Here is a 22,125-nt window from a genome sequence, read left to right on the forward strand (position 1 = left end):
ATTTTCAGAAAATAAAATATATTTTTAAAATTACATTGAAAGCGTTTCTATTTATTTAATTAAATTTTTTTCCTTTTTTGCAAAAATGAATAATTTAATACTTGTGTTATTGAGTTATTTTTAGTTGAGAATATGATTAATCAATTAATATATTTAATTGATACTTTAGCAGTATGCTATACTGCTTATATAGACTTAAAGGAGTTTAACCTATGCAGCATTTATTAAAAAAGGATATAAAGATATCTATTATTTTTGCTATTGTGTTCTTTTTACTGAACTTTTTCAGTGAACAACAGCACATGGTAAGTTCGCTTATACTACGAACGCTTTTAGCAACTTTAGCATTTTTCTTACTATACTTAATTGTATTTTCAATCTTTAATTCAGATCAACGTAAAATAAAATTTAGTATTACTTTATCTATCGCAGTGATCATCTTTTTAATTATAGGACTATTATTATCTTCTCCAAAGTTCGGCGTTTTAATAGGAATCTGTGTAGGTATTATTGCAGGATTTATATGGGAATGGATTGAAAAAAGAAAAGGAGAATAAATATATGTCAGTAACTATTGGTATAATATTAATTATTGTTTTATTATTTTTAAGTCTCATACCAAATTATAATGCAATGAGACAAGCTAAATCACAAGGATCTAAAAGCACTAGATTTACCGTAATGGTGGGTATTGATGCGATTTTAATTGTTTTATTAGTTTTTACAATTATTCTAAAAATAATTATTTAATAAAAAAGGAACCTTAGAAAAGGTTCTTTTTTACTATCCTATAGGTTATTCATTCTATAATCTGCTTTGTAACAAAAAGAAATACGCTATAAAAGCAAGTATAAGATATATCATTGTTCCTAACATAAATGAGCGTATACGAACTCTAAAAGGAATACGTTTATTAAACATTGGACCTAAAACAAGATTTCCTATTCCGATAATAATGGGTCCAGCTAAAAAGAAGATGATTAATTGCCATGACATTTCATTCACACATTACCCTTTGCAAAAAAACGATTTATAATTTCTTCATCATTTAAATCTTTACCAATATATGGAATAGTTGAGAAGTCTTGTTTTTGAGTCATATAATTTGTATTTACTATAACATCTAATCCAGCGCGAAAAGCAGCTGTAGCACCATTTACAGAGTCTTCAATAGCTAAACAATGAGTTGGTGAATAATTAAGCTGCTGAACCGCAGTCAAATAAAGTTCTGGCTCTGGTTTTACATATTCTACACTTTCTCTCCCAACAATAATATTTATATATTCATCTAAACCTAAACTCTTAAATACTGGAAAAATGTCCTTTTTATAACTACTAGTCGCAATTGCCATAGGAATATGATGTTGCTTCAAGTATTTCATTAATTGTTCAATCGTAGGATTCATTTCTAATTGGTTGCTTGTTTGATGATGTTCTTTATAAATAATTTCTTTATTATCATTTCCAATCGTCTCTTCCAAGTATTTATGTAAATTCTTTGCTTCTCCACCAATATTTTCACGATAAAAATCGAGAGTAATTGGTGATGCATTATGACTAATTAAATGCTTATTAATAATATTAAATAAATGTTGTTCAGTATCGACAATGGTACCATCAAAATCGAATACTATTGCTTTATACATGATATTTCTCCTTTAAACTTAATATTATAGGTAAGTTTAACATATTACATCAACGTTTAGACCAATATTTGGCAAGAATAGGTCCAGAAATATTATGAACAAAACTGAATACAGCTCCTGGCACTGCTGCTAGTGGACTAAAGTGTACAGTTGCCAAAGACACAGCTAAACCTGAATTTTGCATTCCAACTTCAATAGAAACCGCCTTTTTGTCTCTTCTATCAAGTTTGAATACATGTGCTAAAACATAACCTAATAAATAGCCCACTGCATTATGTAAAATGACTACAATAAAAATAAGTAATCCAGTTTTAAGAATTTGTGATTTACTCCCTCCAACAACAGCGGCTAAAATCAATGAAATCGCTACTACAGAAATAATTGGTAAAATTTTAGTAGCTTCCCGAGTTACTTTTTTGAAAGCAAGTTGTAAAATGAATCCTATGATTATTGGTAATAAAATAACTTGAATGACCGACCATAACATACTTAAAAATGATACATGCAACCACTCATGAGCAAATAAATAAATTAAAGCAGGTGTTACAAATGGTGCTAATAAAGTAGATACACTTGTAATCGCTACAGATAACGCAACATTAGCATTAGCTAAGTAGCTCATGACATTACTTGATGTTCCACCAGGACAACATCCAACTAAAATCACTCCAATTGCTAACTCAGCTGGTAAATTAAATATTTTAGCAATAGTATAGGCCAAGGTAGGCATAATAGTGAATTGTAAAATTACTCCGATAATAACAGACCTCGGCTCTTTAAAAACTAATTTAAAATCACTAGGTTTAATTGTCATCCCCATGCCTAACATTACAATTCCTAATAGCCACGGGACGAATTGACCAATCGTCGCTAGTTGAGTTGGAAATATAAAACCTATAATAGCAGCAATAAACATCCATAATAAAAATGTCTTAGTTGCAAATTCACTTACTTTACTTAACATAATTTCACCCTCTTATTTTAAATAATGAAATAAGAGTATCATAGGAGAAAAAGTAAAACAATAAATTATCAGAATATTTAAAAAATATGAAAATTTTTATTTTTTCTCTTTTAAATAGAGTTACGAATATATTACAAAAATATTAAATTAAAATTCATTCAAAAGTCGTAGTGATAATCATAATAAAGAGTGATACAATCAGACTGTATATGGGAACGGCGTGTTTCATTTTAAGAATGATAATTACATGAAGACTACATATTATTAAGAATTGGGAGGTTCTTGCATGTGGATAGATAAATTTGAAACTTACATTCTAAATATTGTAGGTTTACAATCAAGATCGACTAAAAAGCAATTAATGAAAATTTGCAGAAATGTTCAATTTTGCGAATCATTTCAATACAACATTATTAAATATAACAATACTCCAGCCCTTGAAATCAGCTTACCTAAACAACAATTACCCTATTTCATTAGTTTTTTAAGTTTTTACCAAATTTCTATTTATCAAATTCTTTCTTCTAGAAATACACACATCTTATTGGATTCTGGACAATATTATTCTTCTTCTAAACGCTTTAATTTATGTATAGATGGATTACAAGATGCTTTTATTAAAGATAAAGTTATTGATATAATGACATATTTCTCTAATCAATATGATTTAACTTATACATTAAACAATAATTGTGCTAGCGTATGTTGTAAACCAGAAGTATTCTCGAAACTCATTCAGTTTATTGCTTGTCGAAATATTGATATTTTATCAGCCACATACAAAACTCGCGCATTACATAATGCACGTATTTCTTAGAATAGTTAAAGGGTCGAAACAAAATGTTTCGACCCTTTTAGTATCTTATTTTTTATCATTTTCATCAAACACTAAGTGTTCAAATGCTTCTCGTACTTGTGGTACGGTCATCCCTACAACTACTTGTACATTCTTACCACTTTTTACAAGTCCATGTGACATTTGTTGATGTGTAAAATATGCAGTATCTTCTACTTTTGATTCGTCATTAACAGTTAAGCGTAAACGTGTTGTACAATTTGTCACATCTTTAATATTTTCTTTTCCACCTAAACCTTCTAAATAATAATATGCTTTTTCTTCATATTCATTACTAGGCTCAAAACCTGAAGTATCTGTACTATCTTCTCCTTTTTTCTCTTTATAATCTTTTTTAGAAAATAGTTTCACTTCTTCTTCAGCACGACGTCCTGGTAATGGAATATCAAATTTTAAAATAAGATATCTAAATACAAAGAAGTAAATTGCTGAGAAAATTAAACCAATAATAACTTGAGCTACATAAGTCATCCAGTGATTTTGTCCAAGTGGAATCCAGTTTGTTGCAATAAAGTCAAGTAGTCCTCCACCCATATTACCAACTACTCCAAAACCATACATGATTGTATCCATTGTTGCAGCTAATAATGCATGAATAACAAATAAGAATGGTGCAATAAATAAAAATGTAAATTCTAATGGTTCTGTAATACCAACTACAACAGCAGTTAATGTAGCAGGTATCAATAATGCAGCTACTTTTTTGCGATTTTCTTTAGGTGTTGTAGAATACATTGCTAAAGCAATACCAATTGCGCCAAATACTTTACCATTACCTTGAAGCATGAAACCATAATGGAATTGATCTTTTAATGGTTTGCTACTTTCGGCAAATTGATTTAAATGTCTAAACCATTCTGCTTTTAAACCATCTTTTGCCACAACTGGACCTACTTCAATTGGTGCATAAACAAAATGGTGAAGTCCAGTAGGTATTAATACACGTTCTAAGAAATGGTATAGCCAAACACCTATATAACCAGAAGCAATAATGAAATGTTGTAATGATTCAATTCCGCTTTGAATCGTTGGCCACACTACACATGTAATAGCTGCTACAGGTAACATAACAAAGAATGAAATAGTGACTACAAATGTTAAACCTTGGAAAACACCAAGCATTTCAGGTAATTTCTTACTGTAATATCTATTATGTATCCATGTTACAATAGCTGAAATAATGATACCACCTAAAATATTAGTATCTAATGTTGAAATACCTGCAATTGCTTTTAAACCTGTAACATTTTCAACACCCTTTTCTAAGTTTGCACCAAACGTATGTGGCCATTGCGTTAAAATAGCATTGATAAATGTATTAAACATTAAGTAACCCATTAAAGCTGCTAATGCTGCGTGACCTGGTGCTTTTTTAGCAAGTGAAATGGGTAAACCTACTACAAATACAATTTCCATGTGATTAAAGATAACCCAACCACCAGATTCAATGACTGACCAAAATTTAAACCAAAATGTGTGACTCTCTGCCAAACCACCCATTATTGTTGGGTTTTTAAATAGTGTTGCAAATCCCAATACAATTCCGAAGAATGCAAACATTAATACTGGAACTATCATTGCGCTCCCAAAACGTTTTATTGCGTTCATATACTGACCCCCAAATCTAAATATCTTAGTTATTTATATAATATTGCACTTTTTTAAGCGCTTTCTTAATGTCTTAATCCTATTATAGTAAACGCTTTCACATATACAATGGCATTGACTCATTTTGAAATATTTTTGTATAATCAGTTTATATTTTCTATAGATGAAAAAATTTTCAATACTATAACTTGAGGTGTTTATATGTTATTAGATGAGAGAGTTAATGCTAACTTTGATAAATTAAATGACAATGATCTTCATATAGCTCATTTTGTTAATACACATATAGAACAATGTAAAACTTTAAAAATACAAGAACTATCGCAATATACACATGCATCAAACGCAACTATTCACCGTTTTACACGTAAGTTAGGCTTTGATGGCTATAGTGATTTTAAATCTTATTTAAAATTTGAAAGTCAATCTTTACATGAAGTGCCTACTGATTCAATCAAACAATTTAAACAAGAAATTGAAACAACATTTACTTACCTAGAGAGGGTAAATTTTAATCTTATTACTGAAAAAATTGATAAAGCTACAAATGTATACTTATATGGTACTGGACGAGCTCAGAAAAATGTAGCTGAAGAGGCACAACGTATCTTATTAACTATGCATAAAAATGTAATTGTATTGCATGATGAACATGAGATTAAAATGGTACTTAACTATTCTAATGAAGATGACTTATTTTTTGTGATTTCTTTATCTGGAGAAACTCACCAATTAAATGATATTACTAATTTACTTCAATTGCGCCAACGTTATTTTATTTCTGTTACAACCATGAAAGACAATACATTAGCACAAAAGGCAAATTATAATGTTTACGTTTCTAGTCATACATTTTATTTATACAATGATATAGATTATTCTAGCTTTATTAATTATCATATCTTCTTTGAAACGCTACTAAGAAAATATAATGAGCGAAAAGAAAACGGTGAATTATAGTAAATAAAAAGACCTATTAAGTAGTAACTTACTTTTACTCAATAGGTCTTTTCATTTTAATTAAAGTAACATATCATTATCCTCTACATATTGATCTAAAATTTCATTCATTCGATCAAACATTAATTCTAAACCATGTGCAGTAGAATCATGATATTCTTTCTTTTTATGTTTATATTCTAAAGCCGTTAAACGACGTTCTTTTTCTACTATAGATTGATAGTAAAAGAACATTTGCGTACCGCCAGATTCACGTTCTTCAAATTCTACTTCAATAACATCTTGACTATCGCTTAATTCTGGCATTCCAATAGTCATTTTGATATATTCATCGGATACTAATTCTTCATATTTACCTTGAATTACATTTTGTTTACCATTACGAGCATCTACTATACGATATTGTCCACCTTCATGAATATCTGCATCAAATAATTTATTTGTTCGTTGGGAGGTCATAAACCATTGCTTTAATAAGTTTATATCTGTCCAAGCACTATAAACTAATTCTGGAGAATATTTAAATAAACGCTCAATATGAATCTCAACTTGTTCATTTTCTACATTATATTTTGCCACTCATCTCACCTACTTTCACTCTTAGTTATATTTTAACGCATTTATAAATACTACCAAAATTTCAACTATCAGAAATTAAAAAAATATAAATTTAGATGATTTTAACTAGTTATATATCCTTTATTTAGTCTTAAGACGTGGAAATCTAAATATAATTGCTAGAATACCACAAATGCCTAATAAAATTGAATAAATACAATATGGCATCATGCTAAAAGGAGATATTCCAGCGACACCCGCTGCTGCAATAAGTTGAGGGCTATAGGGTAACAGACCTTGAAAACATCCAGCAAAAATATCAAGAAGACTTGCCGATTTACGAGGATCTATTTCATATTCGTCTGCAATATTTTTGGCTAATGGTCCTGACATAATAATTGAAATTGTGTTATTTGCTGTAGCGATGTCCGCTACACTCACAAGACTAGCGATACCAAATTCAGCACCACGTTTCGATTTCACTTTCGATTTCACAAAATTAAGCAACCATTCTACACCACCGTTATGTTGAATAAGACCAACAAGACCACCAATAAGTAAAGCAATAATTGCAATATCTTCCATTCCAATAATTCCTTTTGATATAGCAGTTAATAAACCTTTCCAGTTGAAAGAACCATCAATAAGACCAATGATTCCAGAAAGTATAGTACCACTAATTAGAACTAAAATGACATTCACACCAATGATGGCTAAAACAAGCACTAAAATATAAGGAATGACTTTCACTAAGTTATAATCATATTGTTTAGAATGATCGACATGTACACCATTTGTTAAGAAAAATAAAATGATAATTGTTAGAATTGCGCCTGGTAAAACAATCCAAAAATTGACTTTAAATTTATCGCTCATTTTTGTTTTTTGAGTACGTACTGCTGCTATTGTGGTATCTGATATCATTGATAAATTATCACCAAACATCGCACCGCCTACCACTGTTCCCATCGCTAACATAGCTGAAATATCAGTTGCCTGAGAAAATCCAAATCCTACAGGTGCAAGTGCTGCGATCGTTCCAACTGAGGTTCCCATTGAGATAGAGACAAACATACAAATTATAAACAATCCTACAATAATAAGATTTTGTGGTATGAGTGATAATCCTAAATTAACTGTAGACGTAACACCACCCATTTTTTCAGTAGTAGTTGAAAATGCACCTGCTAAGATAAAGATGAAAACCATTAGGACAATATTTGAATGCCCTGCTCCTTGGGTAAATATTTCAATCTTTTTTGAAAATTTTTCTTTTCTATTCATCATTAATGCTACAATCACAGTAATCGTTATCGCAACATTTAAAGGCATATTACTAAAATCTCCAGTAGCGATTCCTATTCCTAAAAATAATGCAATAAATAGCACAAGAGGTAGTAGTGCCCAAGCATGACCTTTATTACCTTCTTCCATATTTAACCTACTTTCCTTAATACTAATTGAATTTATATTTAAAGGTACAAGATTCATGTATCATCGTCAATACGATTACATGTAAAGTTCATATTATTATGATTTTGGACGTTCAATTGTAAATGTATCTCCGAGTTTAGAATAATTATTTCCCGCTAAACGTGCTACCGGTTTAAGCTGATTAGAATCAATTTTACTATCCTCAAAATAGACATCTTCACTTATATGATACATAACAACGTCTCCTATAATTAAATCAGCACCATCATTTTTAGTACCTAATTGAATCATTTGATCTAATTTACATTCAAAACGAATATTAGCTTCTTTCACAGCAGGCGTCTTTATCATAGATGAACTGATAAGAGTCAATGATGTACGTTCTAATTCATTGTCTTCGTATTTTAAAGGTGCAGCCGTCTCATTGATATCTTCAATATTGAATTCATCTGTAATATGCACAACAAATTCTTTTGTTTTTTCAATATTTATAGCTGTATCTTTACGCTTACCATTACTTCTTTGTGCTGCAATTGCTATCATAGGCGGTTTATTATTCACTACATTGAAAAAGCTAAATGGCGCACCGTTTAAATTACCTTTTTCATCTTCCGATGTTACAAACGCAATAGGTCTAGGTATAACTGAACCACTTAATAATTTATAATTTTGAATGTCTGATAATTGATTTGGATTAATCTCTTTCATTTTTAATTCTCCTTTATAAAATAAAAAGCGAGAGATTTCTAAAAATCTCTCGCCAGCATACTTAACGTCATACTGAATTAGTCGATTTGAATACCACCAGTAACGCTATGAACTTGACCAGTTAAATAACTGCCATCTTCTGAAGCAAATAATACATATGGTCCCACACATTCAACAGGTTGACCTGCACGGCCTAGTGGAGTAGCTTGGCCAAATTCTGGTATTGCTGATTGAGGTTGTCCACCACTGATTTGTAAAGGTGACCAAAATGGTCCTGGCGCTACACTATTCACTCTAATACCTTTATCTCCAAATTCTTCAGAAAGACTTTTTGTTAATGAAATAATTGCTGCTTTAGAAGCAGCATAATCATGTAAAATTGCAGCAGGTTTATACCCTTGTACTGAAGATGTCGTTGTAATTGCAGCACCTGGTTTTAAATATTTAGTTGCTGCTTGAGCAGTCCAAAAAATTGGATACACATTTGTTTCAAATGTTTCAGCAAATTGTTCAGTTGTAAATCCGTGAATATCATCATGATACTGTTGATGCCCTGCAACAAGAGTAATGTTGTCTAAGCCACCTAATTCATTATAAGCTTGTTCTACTAAATCATAGTTAAACTGCTCATTTCTCACATCTCCAGGGATAAGCACTGCTTTTCTTCCAGCTTTTTCGATGACCTCTTTAACTTCTTGTGCATCTTGTTCTTCACTTGGTAAGTAGTTAAGAACTACATCAGCACCTTCTTTAGCATAAGCAATTGCTGCTGCACGTCCAATACCTGAATCGCCACCAGTTACAAGCATTTTATAATCTTGTAAACGACCATGACCTTCATATGATTCTTCACCACAATCTGGTTTAGGTGACATTTTATATTGATAACCTGGTGTTTCTTGTTCTTGTTTTTTATAATCAGAATCTTTAAATTTAGTTCTTGGATCTTGTGCACCCATTAAAATCATCTCCTATTTACTTACTCAACATTGGTATACCACATTAAGTAGTAATTAAATCATAGTTCCAAAATTCTAATAAATGTTATGCTAATAATTGATAAATCAGTTCTATAAAATAATCAGGTATTTTTTCTAAAATACGTTCATCTGGATTGTATTTTGGATGATGTAAATCATATTCGCTATTTGATCCAATAAATGCAAATACACCTGGATGATGCTCTAATAAACCAGAAAAATCTTCTCCAATCGTATATGGATGTTCTAAATCAATTACTGTGTATCCTACTTTTTTTGCCGCTTCTTTAGCATGTTTAGTAAGCTCTAAATCATTAATAACTGCGCCTGGTAAACGTGTATAAATTAATTCAATCTCTATATTAAATAATTGTTCTAATCCTTTAGCAATGTCATGCATACGTTGTTCAATATAATCTTGTACTTCCGGTTTGAATGAACGTACCGTACCTTGAACATAAGCATTATCTGCAATAACATTCCAAGTATTACCTGAAGACACTTCTCCTATTGTAATGACAGCACTATCAAAGGCAGATAAATTACGACTAATAATTGTTTGCAAGCTTGTAATTAATTGCCCTAACGCCATTACAGGGTCATTGCCTTGCTCTGGCTTGGCAGCATGAGCCCCTTTGCCATGAACTTTAAATTCAAAACGGTCTACAGCAGAAGTAATAGGACCAGATTTAATTGCAAATTCTCCAATATCTAATGTTGGATAATTGTGAAATCCAACAATCGCTTGTACATTATCTAATGCATTGGTTTTAGCCATGACTTTAGCTCCATACCCAAGCTCTTCGGCTGGTTGAAATAAAAATCTTACTCTTCCATTTAATTGTTCTTCTTCTTCTTTTAACTTGGTAGCAATAGCTAAGATACTAGCCATGTGAATATCATGTCCACAAGCATGCATCACTCCATCATTAATAGAAGTAAAGTCTTGACTAACTTGCTCTTGAATAGGTAACGCATCAATATCAGTACGAACAGCAATACACTTTTCTCCTTGTCCTATTTCTGCTACTAGACCCGTTTCCATTGGAATGTCAATCATTTTAATATTGTATGAAGTTAATATATCTTTTATACGTTGCGTCGTTTTATATTCGTATTTTGATAACTCAGGATATTGATGAAACATGCGTCTCCATTTTACAACGTCGTTAAAACTTGTCATCAATGTCACTTCCCTTTCTCTAAGTCCAATAAAATATTGTATAGTCTATAATATCATAATGATTAAACTTTTCTTATAACTAAAATAAGAGTAGATACCCATTACTTAGAATGGTGGACTACTCTTATCTAAAAGTTCATTTCAATCTTTAAAATAACTACTCTATAAAATGGTGGATAAAATTCGCTGCAAGTTGAGCAGTACGATGATCAATATCATAATTTGGATTGACTTCAGCAATACTAATAGAAGACGTCTTTCCACTTAATATGACGCGTTTACCTATATTAAATACAGAATGAGGATTCAATCCGAGTACAGTAGGTTCACTCACTCCAGGCGCAAATGCACTATCGATGGCGTCCATACTAATTGTAAACATAATTGTTTCATGCTGATGAATAAATCGTTCAATTTTATCTTTAATGGTTGGAGACAAATCATTTAAAATTTCATCTGCATATACATAGATAATTCCTTTTTCTTCAGCATATTCATATAGAGCACGTGTATTTCTACCTTGAGATAAGCCTAAAACTAAGTAATCAACATTATCATCTTTTTCTAAAATTTGTCTGAACATTGTACCAGAATTAGATTGTACATCAGCACGCGTCTCGAAATGTGAATCGATATTAATAATACCAATAGAAGCATCAGGATAAGTGTGTCTCGTCGCTAGGTATTGTGCGTATGCGATATCATGTCCTCCACCAATAAAAAAAGATTGGTGATGCTGTTGAATAACTCGAGCAGCCAAATGGTCCATTTCTTCTTGAACTTCATTCAGAGAACCTTTTGTATATTCTACATTTCCGTAATCAACAAGAGAGTCACATTCACTTAAATCCGGTAATTGGGCAAAAGCTTTTTTTATTTCGTCTGGTCCTTTTTTAGCACCCATTCTTCCTTCATTCAGTTCAATCCCTTTATCAACGGCATAGCCTAACAAACCTACACCAACTTTATCAAAATGATTTTCTATATTTTCTAAATTAGCAAATGTGACGGTCTGAAAATGCTTAAACTGCTTAGGATCATTTTGACTATCTACTCTTCCTTTCCATAGTTTTGGATTGCTTTCACTGTACATAATATTAGATGCCTCCTAATTATTTAAAGTTACCTTAATCATATAATATATTTTATACAATCAATACCCATTTTTATTAAATTATTTACCCTTTAATTTATGATTCAGACATTAAGTATTAGTTTCAAAAATTTAAAAATAATTCAATACTATTACATTTTAATGATATTTAAAATGGACAATTTATTTATCCCCTTGTAATATGTATAATATTAAGGAAAGAATATATGGTTACCCTAATGGAGGTTACATACATGAAGACGAAACGTATTTCAGGATTTCAATGGGCTTTAACAATTTTTGTATTTTTCGTTGTTACAATGGCATTGTCTTTAATCCTGCGAGACTTTCAAGCATCTATTGGTATTAAACGTTTTGTGTTTAGTATTCATAATTTAGCGCCATTTATTGCTGCAATAATTTGTATTATTGCATTTAAAAATAAGCGTACTCAACTAGCTGGTTTGAATTTCTCTATTGATATTAGAGTTATTGAGCGTATAATACTTGCGTTAATTTTGCCGCTCATTATTTTTATTATTGGAATGATGAGTTTCAATAGATTTGCTGATAGTTTTATTTTATTACAAGCCAATGATTTATCAGTATCTGTATTTACAATTATTATTGGTCATATTTTCATGGCTTTTTTTGCTGAATTTGGATTCCGTTCATATTTACAAAACATTGTCGAAAGTAAAGTCAATACATTTTTTGCTTCAATCATTGTAGGTTTAATGTATTCTATTTGGTCTATTAATACAACATATGGAATGCAATATGCAGGTTATCACTTCTTATACACATTTATGTTTTCAATGATTGTGGGTGAATTAATCAGAGCAACTAAAGGTCGTACGATTTATATTGCACTGTTATTCCATGCTGCAATGTCATTTGCTCAAGTATTCTTATTTAGCGAAGAAACTGGCGACTTATTCTCTATGAAAGTCATTGCTTTAAGTACTACAATTGTTGGTATTATTTTCATTCTTTTAAGTTTAGTAACTCGCTTTATCTTATATAAAACAACAAACCAATCTTTAGATGAAGTAGAACCTAATAATTATTTAGACCATGTAAATGATGACACAGATGATTCAAATAAGACATCTAATAGCGAATTGGACAAAAAAGAAACGTCACATCAATCGTTACAAGAAAATAATGCGACTCATACACAGACTAATGGTTCTGAAGTTCAATTCGATGATCATCATTTAAAATCATCTTCTAAATATGCAGAAGATAGACGCTCATCTGTAGTGGATAATGTAAAAGAAGAAATCAATGACATCCATAAATCTAAGAAGTAAAAAGAGAGGAACTTAAAAATGTTCCTCTCTTTTTTACTTCTTGTTAATTACTTTAATTCCTTCTTGAGTACCAATAATCGCTTGTGTTGTCATATCTAAAAAATAACCTGTTTCTAGAACGCCTGTGAGATGAATTAAAAATTCATGTAATTGATAAGGATCTATCTTACTTCTTAATTCACAGTCTAAAATATAATTCCCATTGTCTGTAATAAATGGTATATCTTCGTTCATTCTTCGTTCAACTGAGATATCATGATATGCTTCAATTTTTTTAGATATAAGTAACCAGTTAAATTTATCAACTTCAATAGGCAATTTGAAGGTTTCACCTAAGTAATTTACAATTTTACTTTCGTCTGCTAAAACTATAAACTTTCTTGCCATTTCATCAATGACTTTCTCTCTGAATAAGGCACCTCCGCCTCCTTTAATAAGATTTAAATCCGAATCAATTTCATCTGCACCATCAATAGCTAAATCTATATAAGTAATATCATTAATATCAACCACGTTAATATTATATTGTTTAGCAAGAAATTCACTTTTATTAGATGTACATACACCTGTAATGTTTAAATTATCTTGTTGAATACGCTCTACGATTTTAGGAATCAATAGTTCAATTGTACTTCCTGTTCCAATTCCTAGAATCATATTATCTTGAATTTGAGCCACTGCATCATTTGTCGTCATTAATTTGAGTTCTTTCGCATCCTTCATTGGTACTATAACTCCTTTTCATATACTCACTTATTATTTTACACTAGCCTTTTTAAAATACCTAGGTCTATTTTACATTCATTTAATTTATCAAAAGATATTTTTATACTTTTTAAAAGTATAGTAAAATAACAGATATTATAAAAAGGAGACAATAACATGATTCCTATATATGCGATTTCAACTGGTAAAATTGAAACTTTAAACTATGAGCAAAAACGTCCAATGCGTTCTGCTTTAAATAAAACAATGTTTTCTGGAAAAATGTGGTTATCTTATACAGGGTTCAGTGAAGATGAACAAGCTTATAAGGACCATGGTGGTCCACACAAAGCCGTTTGCTGTTTTAGTAAGAAAAATTATGCAATGTATAAAAATGATATTAATATACTACCCGATTATGCAATGTTTGGTGAAAATTTAACTCTCGTTGACCTTGATGAAAATGATGTGTATTTTGGAAATCAATATCAATTAGGAGAGGCAATTGTAGAAGTTTCTGAAATACGTGAACCTTGCTGGAAAATTCAAAAAAAATATGGTATTAAAAATTTAGTTAAGCAGATGTCGTCCTCAGGCAAAACAGGTTTTTATATGCGTGTTTTAAAAGAAGGTTATGTGCAACAACAAGATCATTTATTACTCTTTAAAACTGCTGAATTTCCTACACGCTTATCTGTTCAAAATTTGAATGATATTTATTATAATGACCGTGAAAATATAGACCGTTTAAATAAAGCTATTAATAATCCTTACTTATCTCCTAAACGTATTGAAAAATTGAAATTATTAAAAGAAAAAGCAATGAATAAATAAAAACATACTACTATCACTTAATGTCATAGTGGTATGTTCCTAAATAAAAATAAAGTTATTTCTCTGAAATATGATATATTGTCTTCGCATAAAACGGAGCATTAGCTTTTAGAATTGATTTAGCATTATTGCCCTCATTGTTAATATCATTAGGTAAGTATTGCGTTTCTAGCGCTACACCTGAATGAGGTTTATAAATATTAAAATCACTCTTCCATTCTGAGGTATCGTTAAAAGTAAAAATCACTATATTAGTCATTGTTGTTTCTACATCTAACGCAAACTCATTATTTTCAACGATAAGACGATGATGACCAATATCAAATGGATGATCGAGTCCTTTATTAAAATGTATTTGTTCTTTAATTTGTTTATCTTCAGAATTAAAAATATCTTGAAATTGAATAGGACGATGATTAAATCGTTCTAATAAATCAATAGGCTGTTGACTGGAAATAAGATGGTTCTGATCAATAGGATACATTTTTAATTGTTCACTTATTATAGAGTGGTTATCAATGATATTATTATCTCTATTTAGATTAAAGTACACATGATTTGTAGGATTGAATAATGTATCTTCATTTGATGTTGCTTCATATTCAATCGTCCATCGATGTTCAACATCATATGTATGTATAACCTTAATCATCATATCTCCAGGATAACCATCCTCTTTTGATTGTATCTGAAGTTTAAATATAACTTTAATATTTGTTATATTATTTTGTATTTCATAATCAAACAATCGTCTGTCTAAACCATTACTACCACCGTGCAGTTGATTCGTCATTTCATTTGCTTCCAATTGATAATATTTATTGTTCAAATTAAAAGAAGCATTTTCAATACGTCCTGCATATCGACCAATAGTAGCGCCAAATTTATATGGATTTTCGGGGTAAAATTCATCCGCTTCTACCTTATTACCTAACACAATATTATTATCATGATATTTCCAACAAACAATTCGTGCTCCATAGTTTGTAAATACAATATACGTATCGTCATTATCTATTTTAATTAAATCTATACCATGATTTTGATTCTCTACTTCAACTATCATTACTTACGTCTCCCTCTCAACACGCTTGATCAGGCTCTATTTGGTAAAATCATTATTAATACGCCAACAATGCATACAACAGCACCTAAGATATCATACTTATCTGGAATTTGTTTATCAAATACAAATGACCATATGATGCTCATTATAATAAACACTCCACCATATGCTGCATAGACACGTCCAAAGGTTGGAAACACTTGAAATGTAGCAATCACACCATATAAGATAAGTACTAGTCCACCAATACATCCTAACCAACTTGATTGCCCTTCCCTTAACCACAACCAAATTAGATAGCCTCCACCAATTTCACAGAGACCTGATAATACAAAAATAAAAATTGAATATATCATTTGTTTATTCACCAACTTTTAAAAAGTTAGTTTCATTGTAGCAAACTACTTTAAATTTCATCTATTACTTTTAAACTTTGACTATATCATCAATACATATTGTTACACTTTTTTAATTAATATTCCATAGGTTTTATATAAATTTAAAAATGTAAACGTTATCTATTAAATGTTCTTTATTAATGCATTTAATATTTTCTAACTCTAACATTTTCCACTATAATAAAATTATTAAAAAATTTAGACAAGCATCCAAATGATTCATTTAAAGAAAGAGGTATTTATATTGGACTTTGTAAATAAACCAACAATTGAAACGGCTAAATCTTTATTAGGCGTGAAAATTAGTTATCAAGATCATATACAAACTTATAGTGGCTATATCGTCGAAACTGAAGCTTATTTAGGTTTTAAAGATAAAGCAGCGCATGGATTTGGTGGAAAACAAACGCCTAAAGTCACTTCTTTATATCAACGTGGTGGAACAATATATGGCCACGTTATGCATACGCATTTACTTATTAATTTAGTAACACGTGAAGAAGGTATCCCAGAAGGTGTCTTAATACGTGCAGTTGAACCTGAAGATGGTGTCGAATCTATGAAAATCAACCGAAATAAATCTGGTTTTGAACTTACAAATGGTCCGGGAAAGTGGACAAAAGCATTTAATATTCCTAGAACAATAGATGGTTCAACAATTAATCAATGTCGTTTATCTATTGATGTAAAGAATAGAAAATTTCCTAGAGCAATTGAAGAAAGTCCACGTATAGGTATCCCAAATAAAGGTGAATGGACAGAAAAACACTTAAGATATACTGTTAAAGGAAATCCATATGTCTCTAGAGTGAGAAAATCTGATTGTCTATTACCAGAAGAAACATGGAAGTAACACCTCATTCAATAAAAAAATCGCTTTTGAAAAGGTACTCCTTCTTCAAAAGCGATTAATATTATCCACGTTCAACTTTTAAATGTCTTTGTTCTATCCAAGACATTAACTGACTATCAAAAACAATTTTACTTTGTTTTAAATCATTAATATCTTTAGCATCTAGCATTGTCATAATAGATTTCATATGGTCTATAAATGATTCTACATATTCAATGGTACTAGTAATACCAGCATGTTCAACTTGATTTAAAAATGGACGTGACATGCCAACAGCTTTTGCACCTAAAGCTAAACTTTTAATTGCATCTAGAGGTGTTCGTAATCCACCACTTGCAAATACATTTAGTTTATCTTGATAACTTATACTTTCAAGTAATGATTCTACAGTCGATTGACCCCAATTTGAAAGGTAATCCATGTCTTTATTTGAACGACGCTCATTTTCTATTGTGACAAAATTAGTGCCACCCTTTCCACTCACATCTACATACCTCACGCCTATATTTACTAAAGATTGTAGTAATTCTTTACTCATGCCAAATCCTACTTCTTTAATGATAACAGGTACACTCACGCGTTGAACAATTGCTTCCACATTTTCTAACCATGTCGAGAACTCTCTATTTCCTTCTGGCATCACTAATTCTTGTGGTGCATTCACATGTACTTGTAAAGCTTGTGCATCTAATAATTCAACTGCTTTAACAGCTTTATCTACTGGTACATCTGCACCTACATTACTAAATATAATGCCCTCAGGATTTGTTTTGCGTACAATGCTAAATGATTCAGCCATCTTAGGATTTCTTAAAGCTGCATGTGTAGATCCTACAGCCATAGCTAAGCCTGTTTCTCTAGCAACGATTGCTAACTTTTCATTAATTGTCTTAGTCCAATCACTTCCACCTGTCATTGCATTAATGTACAAAGGAAATGTCATATCAAAATTTGAAGTATGGCTCGTTAAATTCACTTGATTCACATTGATATTTGGGATTGAATGATGTACAAACCTCATACGATCAAAATCTGACTGAGGGACATCATGTTGTGCCATTGCAATTTCTACATGTTCATTTTTTCTTTGCTCTCTTTGGATATCTCTCATGTAACAACCTACTTTCCTTAAACTATGTTCTATATTAAAACCACTTTTTCTTTTTAAAGAAGAGAATTAATGCAATTGAAATGAGTAACATGATAGTTAAACAAATAAAATAACCATAATGCCATTTTAACTCTGGCATATATTCAAAGTTCATTCCATATACGCCTACTATAAATGTTAAAGGAGAAAATATAACTGACACGAGTGTCAATACTTGCATAATACTATTCATTCTAAAAGAAGAATAAGATTCAAAATTTTCTCGAATTTCATTTGTCATTTCTTGAGAAGTTCTAATCATATTATTTTGTTTAATAATATGATCATCAATATGTTGAATATACATTGAATGTTTATAATCTACAATTAAGTTACCTTCAGTCTTAATTGTATTCACAAGTTCCTGCATTGGAAATAATACACGTTTTATTTTTATAAGATTAGAACGTAATTGAAAGACATTATCCATTACTTTTTTACTATGTGTATCATCTACATGCGCATCTTCAAAGTTGTATACCTCATCTTCAATGGTATAAACAAAATCAAAATATTTATCTACCATCATATCAAGGATATGTATAACGATATCAGCACAATCTAAATCTGGATCATGTTTACGAGCATTCATCTTGACAACTTCCATTAACGATTCAAAATGATGTTGATGATAAGTAATTAATGTTTTTCCGTCTAGAAATACATTCAATGCTATAGGAGTAAAATTATCTTTATGCATACTATGAAATACCATATATTGGTAATCATCATAAGATTTATATTTAACTCGTGGTACCCCTTTAATGGCATCTTCTAACTCTAAATAGTTAAAGTTATAGTTTTCAATCAAAAAATCATTTTCATCGGATGTTGCATTTTCAAAATCCAACCATACAATAGTAGCATCATTAGGTATATCGCTGCTTTGTTCAACTTGAGTTAGTGGTTCGTCCTTAGTTTGATATCGAATGATCATGGTCATCTTTCTGTTTCCTCCTATTTAACCATACGGTTATCATTCTACCATGAATTAAATATTGTGTATGTGTTATTTTATGTTAGTAAAGTATTTTTATAAAATTTTAAAGAAGGGATAAAATATTATGAACTATCCATTTATTATTCATAAGAGTGTAGTATCTTCTCAAGTCGATTTTAACCAACATATGCACGATGCAGAATATAATTCAGTTTTCAGTGAAGTTATTAGTGAATTTAATAATTATAATGGTTTATCATTAAAAGAAAGAGAAGCGCTTAATTATACAACATTTACAGTCGAAGAACATACAACATATTTAAAGGAATTACACTTCGAAGAATCGTTTTCAGTTCGTGTTCGTATTTATGATTATGATGAAAAACGTGTTCACTTCTTTTTAGAATTATTTAAAAATGATGAAACTTTAGCTGCAACAAGCGAAATAATGATGATGGGTATTAATCGTTTAACACGCCGCCCTGCTTCTTTCCCCGCACACTATAAATCTAATATCCAAATATACTATGATTCTCAATATGATAAGCGCTGGCCTAAATCATTAGGACATCAAATCGGCATTCCAAAGAAAGGAGAAGCATAATGGCAGACACTATTTCTGAAATCTTAGAAAACACACTATTTGATCTTAGTGACACACTTAAAATACATTTAATTGAATTAAATGAAAACCGTTCATTATTTATGAATGGACCAAGTCAAGAGCTCATTCAACGATCATTTAATATCAGTTTTTATCAAGGACAAAAACAAGCGATAGAAGCATTAGATAGAGAAATTAAAACGACTACGGATGAAAATGATTTAATAGCTAATCTAAAAAGACATTCTCAAGACGTTGAAAAACAACTTTTAAATGTAATAAAGTTACATACTACAACTTATGAATCCAAAGAAAATTTAAGATTGGCACAATCTCTCGATACTTATTATCATTGTAAAGGTCAGCATGATATTATTAGTGAATTATTATTGCAAGTTAATAAATACTCAATATAAAAATATAGGACTAAAGTAAAATCTCATTCGATTCTACTTTAGTCCTTAACATTATCCATGAATTGCCTTATTAATTTGTTTAATCACCTTATGAGATTCATGAATTGGGAATAACGCAAAGTCATGAAACATTTTTGGATACTCAAAAAATTGTATAGATTGATTATGCGTTTCCAATTCATATGCCAAACGTTGCATATCTGGATAATAAATTTCCTTACCACCACCAAACATTATAATTGGTGGCAATCCTTGTTTTATTCCATATATCGGAGAAATTAAAGAATTTGATAATGGTTCTTTATCGCTCCACACATTCATTATGTTTTGAAGCCCTTGAATATTAACAAAGCGATCTTTTTCAACCAAATCTTCAGTAATTTGAGGATTTGTCAATGTTGCATCAAGCATTGGAGAAATTAAACATAGTTTATATGGTAAAGGTTTGCCATTTTCTACTAATTGTTGTACATAACTCAGTGCAAGTGCTCCGCCAGTTCCATCACCCATAATAACAATGTTTTCATTATTAACTTCACTTAATAACGATTCATATACATTATTAATTGCTTTAAATGTATCTTTAAGATGAAACTCTGGTGCTTTAGGATATATCGGTAAAACGACCTCATATAAAGTGTTGAGGGCAAGTTTGTCCATTAATCTCCAATGGAATGGAGACGGTTGTAATGTGTTGTATCCACCATGAATATACAAAATTTTCTTTTCAGTTTCGTGACGAAAATTAAATCTAAACACTTGCATATCTCCTAAAGATAATTTATCAAGATTTGCTTTCACATTTAAAGTGGGAGGTTGCTTATGTTTCGCTCTATTAATATCTTTTCTACGCTCCATAAACGATTCGAACTCGTCTTCACTCTTAAACTGAATTGAGCGATTATGTAGTAAATATTTATTAACAATTCTATTTACCATACGTGTTTTCATAACATTTTTACCTACCTTATAAATTTATAAAATTAATCAAAGTTTATTACAGACAGCTAAAAAAACGATATAATACTATTTATATAATTAAAAATGAGCAATCTAGTTCATATAATTGCCTATTGCGCATTAAATTCAGTATAAATTAGTCAACTATAGAAAACAAATGAATGACGGCGAAGGAGTAATAATAATGCAAAACCCTAATAGATATCAAACAAACCGCCCCCCATATGCTCGTGTTAACCAACAAGCTTATTATGGTAAAAAGAAAAATTCGTGGATAAGTTTAATTATACATATCATCATTCTTATACTTGTAGGGATTACTTGTTATAGCATGTATAAACAACCTATTCTAAATTTTGTTCTTGCAAATCAAGCGATTGATTTCTCTGAGATTAAAAATTTTCAAAATACAACTACTCAGATTGGGCCGCTCAATGTTAATATTAGTGAAGTCGCTAACTTACAAGGTGTAATAGATAAATTTATTCTAGCCTTTAATATATTTTTCGTTTTATGTATTGTCAGCATGATTATTTCAATTTTAACCATTGTATTTAATAGAACGATTTTAAAAGTGATTAATTTCATAGTTATCGCTATTTCGTTAATGATGGCTTTTTTCTTTAGTTATACAATTCAAATGTTAGGAAAGCAAGTATCTCAGAACTTGCATCACTTTTTCTTAGATTTAGCACCAAATCAAATTATTACTGAAGCAAATGCTATTCACAATGCACTGATCTTACTTTCAAGTAGTTTAGCGTTACTATTTATAAGCTTTTTCTTTAGAAATCGTCATCCTAGAATCAAATAGAAATGTAATCTCGTTTTATATTTAATAAAATAAAAAGGTATTGAACGTTTGGACTGACCCCAATTAGTGGGAATGATAT

The 22,125-nt window shown here is 30.4% G+C and carries 26 protein-coding genes; 10 read left to right on the top strand and 16 right to left on the bottom strand.

The features are described from left to right. The first annotated feature begins 212 nt into the window (after positions 1-212). Positions 213-557: a hypothetical protein gene (locus HMPREF3046_RS02590; RefSeq protein WP_070716161.1), complete on the top strand. Its 345-nt coding sequence runs from the start codon at positions 213-215 to the stop codon at positions 555-557. Between the two features lie 4 nt (positions 558-561). After that, the gene (locus HMPREF3046_RS02595) at positions 562-750 is read left to right on the top strand and encodes a hypothetical protein (RefSeq protein ID WP_070716162.1); all 189 of its coding nucleotides are present in this window, start codon (positions 562-564) and stop codon (positions 748-750) included. A gap of 54 nt (positions 751-804) precedes the next feature. On the opposite strand, the gene HMPREF3046_RS02600 is transcribed toward HMPREF3046_RS02595, so the two are convergent. The 3 genes from HMPREF3046_RS02600 to HMPREF3046_RS02610 are packed head-to-tail and all read right to left on the bottom strand — an operon-like array spanning position 805 to position 2,610. After that, complete coding sequence (locus HMPREF3046_RS02600) at positions 805-996, bottom strand: hypothetical protein (RefSeq protein ID WP_070716220.1); 192 nt, start codon at positions 994-996, stop codon at positions 805-807. Between the two features lie 5 nt (positions 997-1,001). After that, positions 1,002-1,646, bottom strand: a complete 645-nt coding sequence (locus HMPREF3046_RS02605; RefSeq protein WP_070716164.1) for an HAD-IA family hydrolase — start codon at positions 1,644-1,646, stop codon at positions 1,002-1,004. Positions 1,647-1,695: 49 nt separating this feature from the next. Beyond that, positions 1,696-2,610, bottom strand: a complete 915-nt coding sequence (locus HMPREF3046_RS02610) for a bile acid:sodium symporter family protein (protein ID WP_070716166.1) — start codon at positions 2,608-2,610, stop codon at positions 1,696-1,698. 286 nt (positions 2,611-2,896) lie between these two features. Between HMPREF3046_RS02610 and HMPREF3046_RS02615 the strand changes: the two genes are divergently transcribed. After that, positions 2,897-3,427: a hypothetical protein gene (locus HMPREF3046_RS02615; RefSeq protein ID WP_070716168.1), complete on the top strand. Its 531-nt coding sequence runs from the start codon at positions 2,897-2,899 to the stop codon at positions 3,425-3,427. A 45-nt stretch (positions 3,428-3,472) separates the two neighbouring features. Here HMPREF3046_RS02615 and HMPREF3046_RS02620 read toward each other — a convergent pair whose 3' ends face one another. Continuing rightward, the gene (locus tag HMPREF3046_RS02620) at positions 3,473-5,074 is read right to left on the bottom strand and encodes an alpha-glucoside-specific PTS transporter subunit IIBC (RefSeq protein WP_070716171.1); all 1,602 of its coding nucleotides are present in this window, start codon (positions 5,072-5,074) and stop codon (positions 3,473-3,475) included. 201 nt (positions 5,075-5,275) lie between these two features. On the opposite strand from HMPREF3046_RS02620, the gene HMPREF3046_RS02625 reads away from it, so the two are divergent. Continuing rightward, positions 5,276-6,034: a MurR/RpiR family transcriptional regulator gene (locus HMPREF3046_RS02625; RefSeq protein ID WP_070716174.1), complete on the top strand. Its 759-nt coding sequence runs from the start codon at positions 5,276-5,278 to the stop codon at positions 6,032-6,034. Between the two features lie 60 nt (positions 6,035-6,094). Here HMPREF3046_RS02625 and HMPREF3046_RS02630 read toward each other — a convergent pair whose 3' ends face one another. From HMPREF3046_RS02630 to hutG, 6 genes are all read right to left on the bottom strand, one after another. Next, the gene (locus HMPREF3046_RS02630) at positions 6,095-6,613 is read right to left on the bottom strand and encodes an SRPBCC family protein (protein WP_070716176.1); all 519 of its coding nucleotides are present in this window, start codon (positions 6,611-6,613) and stop codon (positions 6,095-6,097) included. A gap of 120 nt (positions 6,614-6,733) precedes the next feature. Beyond that, a complete protein-coding gene (locus HMPREF3046_RS02635) occupies positions 6,734-8,026 on the bottom strand; it encodes a Na+/H+ antiporter NhaC family protein (RefSeq protein ID WP_070716178.1) in 1,293 nt (430 codons plus the stop codon). A 96-nt stretch (positions 8,027-8,122) separates the two neighbouring features. Then, positions 8,123-8,734 carry a flavin reductase family protein gene (locus HMPREF3046_RS02640; RefSeq protein WP_070716180.1) on the bottom strand — a complete coding sequence of 204 codons (612 nt, stop codon included), beginning with the start codon at positions 8,732-8,734 and terminating at the stop codon, positions 8,123-8,125. Positions 8,735-8,811: 77 nt separating this feature from the next. Next, on the bottom strand, positions 8,812-9,693 hold the full coding sequence (locus HMPREF3046_RS02645) for an SDR family oxidoreductase (protein ID WP_070716182.1): 882 nt from the start codon (positions 9,691-9,693) through the stop codon (positions 8,812-8,814). A gap of 85 nt (positions 9,694-9,778) precedes the next feature. Beyond that, positions 9,779-10,897 (bottom strand): amidohydrolase, encoded by a 1,119-nt coding sequence (locus tag HMPREF3046_RS02650; RefSeq protein WP_070716186.1) that lies wholly within the window; start codon positions 10,895-10,897, stop codon positions 9,779-9,781. 157 nt (positions 10,898-11,054) lie between these two features. Then, a complete protein-coding gene (gene hutG / locus HMPREF3046_RS02655) occupies positions 11,055-11,990 on the bottom strand; it encodes a formimidoylglutamase (protein ID WP_070716188.1) in 936 nt (311 codons plus the stop codon). Between the two features lie 254 nt (positions 11,991-12,244). Between hutG and HMPREF3046_RS02660 the strand changes: the two genes are divergently transcribed. Next, on the top strand, positions 12,245-13,306 hold the full coding sequence (locus HMPREF3046_RS02660; RefSeq protein WP_070716189.1) for a peptidoglycan release complex CPBP-like subunit SdpC: 1,062 nt from the start codon (positions 12,245-12,247) through the stop codon (positions 13,304-13,306). Positions 13,307-13,339: 33 nt separating this feature from the next. Here the strand turns inward: HMPREF3046_RS02660 and HMPREF3046_RS02665 are convergent, their stop codons facing one another. Continuing rightward, on the bottom strand, positions 13,340-14,029 hold the full coding sequence (locus HMPREF3046_RS02665) for a ribose 5-phosphate isomerase A (RefSeq protein WP_070716191.1): 690 nt from the start codon (positions 14,027-14,029) through the stop codon (positions 13,340-13,342). 159 nt (positions 14,030-14,188) lie between these two features. Between HMPREF3046_RS02665 and HMPREF3046_RS02670 the strand changes: the two genes are divergently transcribed. Beyond that, positions 14,189-14,845 (top strand): MOSC domain-containing protein, encoded by a 657-nt coding sequence (locus HMPREF3046_RS02670; RefSeq protein ID WP_070716193.1) that lies wholly within the window; start codon positions 14,189-14,191, stop codon positions 14,843-14,845. Positions 14,846-14,900: 55 nt separating this feature from the next. Here the strand turns inward: HMPREF3046_RS02670 and HMPREF3046_RS02675 are convergent, their stop codons facing one another. Next, entirely contained in the window at positions 14,901-15,911 is a 1,011-nt protein-coding gene (locus HMPREF3046_RS02675) for an aldose epimerase family protein (protein ID WP_070716195.1), read from the bottom strand. A 29-nt stretch (positions 15,912-15,940) separates the two neighbouring features. Next, positions 15,941-16,267, bottom strand: coding sequence for a YnfA family protein (locus HMPREF3046_RS02680; RefSeq protein ID WP_070716196.1), 327 nt, complete (start codon positions 16,265-16,267; stop codon positions 15,941-15,943). Positions 16,268-16,553: 286 nt separating this feature from the next. Between HMPREF3046_RS02680 and HMPREF3046_RS02685 the strand changes: the two genes are divergently transcribed. Further along, a complete protein-coding gene (locus HMPREF3046_RS02685; protein ID WP_070716199.1) occupies positions 16,554-17,162 on the top strand; it encodes a DNA-3-methyladenine glycosylase in 609 nt (202 codons plus the stop codon). A gap of 61 nt (positions 17,163-17,223) precedes the next feature. Here HMPREF3046_RS02685 and fni read toward each other — a convergent pair whose 3' ends face one another. Beyond that, positions 17,224-18,273 (bottom strand): type 2 isopentenyl-diphosphate Delta-isomerase, encoded by a 1,050-nt coding sequence (fni, locus tag HMPREF3046_RS02690; protein WP_070716201.1) that lies wholly within the window; start codon positions 18,271-18,273, stop codon positions 17,224-17,226. Between the two features lie 34 nt (positions 18,274-18,307). After that, on the bottom strand, positions 18,308-19,255 hold the full coding sequence (gene corA / locus HMPREF3046_RS02695; protein ID WP_070716203.1) for a magnesium/cobalt transporter CorA: 948 nt from the start codon (positions 19,253-19,255) through the stop codon (positions 18,308-18,310). A gap of 121 nt (positions 19,256-19,376) precedes the next feature. Between corA and HMPREF3046_RS02700 the strand changes: the two genes are divergently transcribed. Further along, positions 19,377-19,856: a thioesterase family protein gene (locus HMPREF3046_RS02700; protein WP_070716204.1), complete on the top strand. Its 480-nt coding sequence runs from the start codon at positions 19,377-19,379 to the stop codon at positions 19,854-19,856. Further along, positions 19,856-20,272: a hypothetical protein gene (locus tag HMPREF3046_RS02705; RefSeq protein ID WP_070716207.1), complete on the top strand. Its 417-nt coding sequence runs from the start codon at positions 19,856-19,858 to the stop codon at positions 20,270-20,272. The genes HMPREF3046_RS02700 and HMPREF3046_RS02705 overlap by 1 nt, the downstream gene beginning before the upstream one ends. 51 nt (positions 20,273-20,323) lie before the next feature. Here HMPREF3046_RS02705 and HMPREF3046_RS02710 read toward each other — a convergent pair whose 3' ends face one another. Next, entirely contained in the window at positions 20,324-21,223 is a 900-nt protein-coding gene (locus tag HMPREF3046_RS02710; RefSeq protein ID WP_070716209.1) for an alpha/beta hydrolase fold domain-containing protein, read from the bottom strand. Between the two features lie 193 nt (positions 21,224-21,416). Between HMPREF3046_RS02710 and HMPREF3046_RS02715 the strand changes: the two genes are divergently transcribed. Continuing rightward, entirely contained in the window at positions 21,417-22,046 is a 630-nt protein-coding gene (locus tag HMPREF3046_RS02715; protein WP_070716211.1) for a hypothetical protein, read from the top strand. Positions 22,047-22,125: the final 79 nt, after the last annotated feature.

The organism is Staphylococcus sp. HMSC070D05, from assembly GCF_001815595.1.
GTDB lineage: Bacteria > Bacillota > Bacilli > Staphylococcales > Staphylococcaceae > Staphylococcus > Staphylococcus hominis.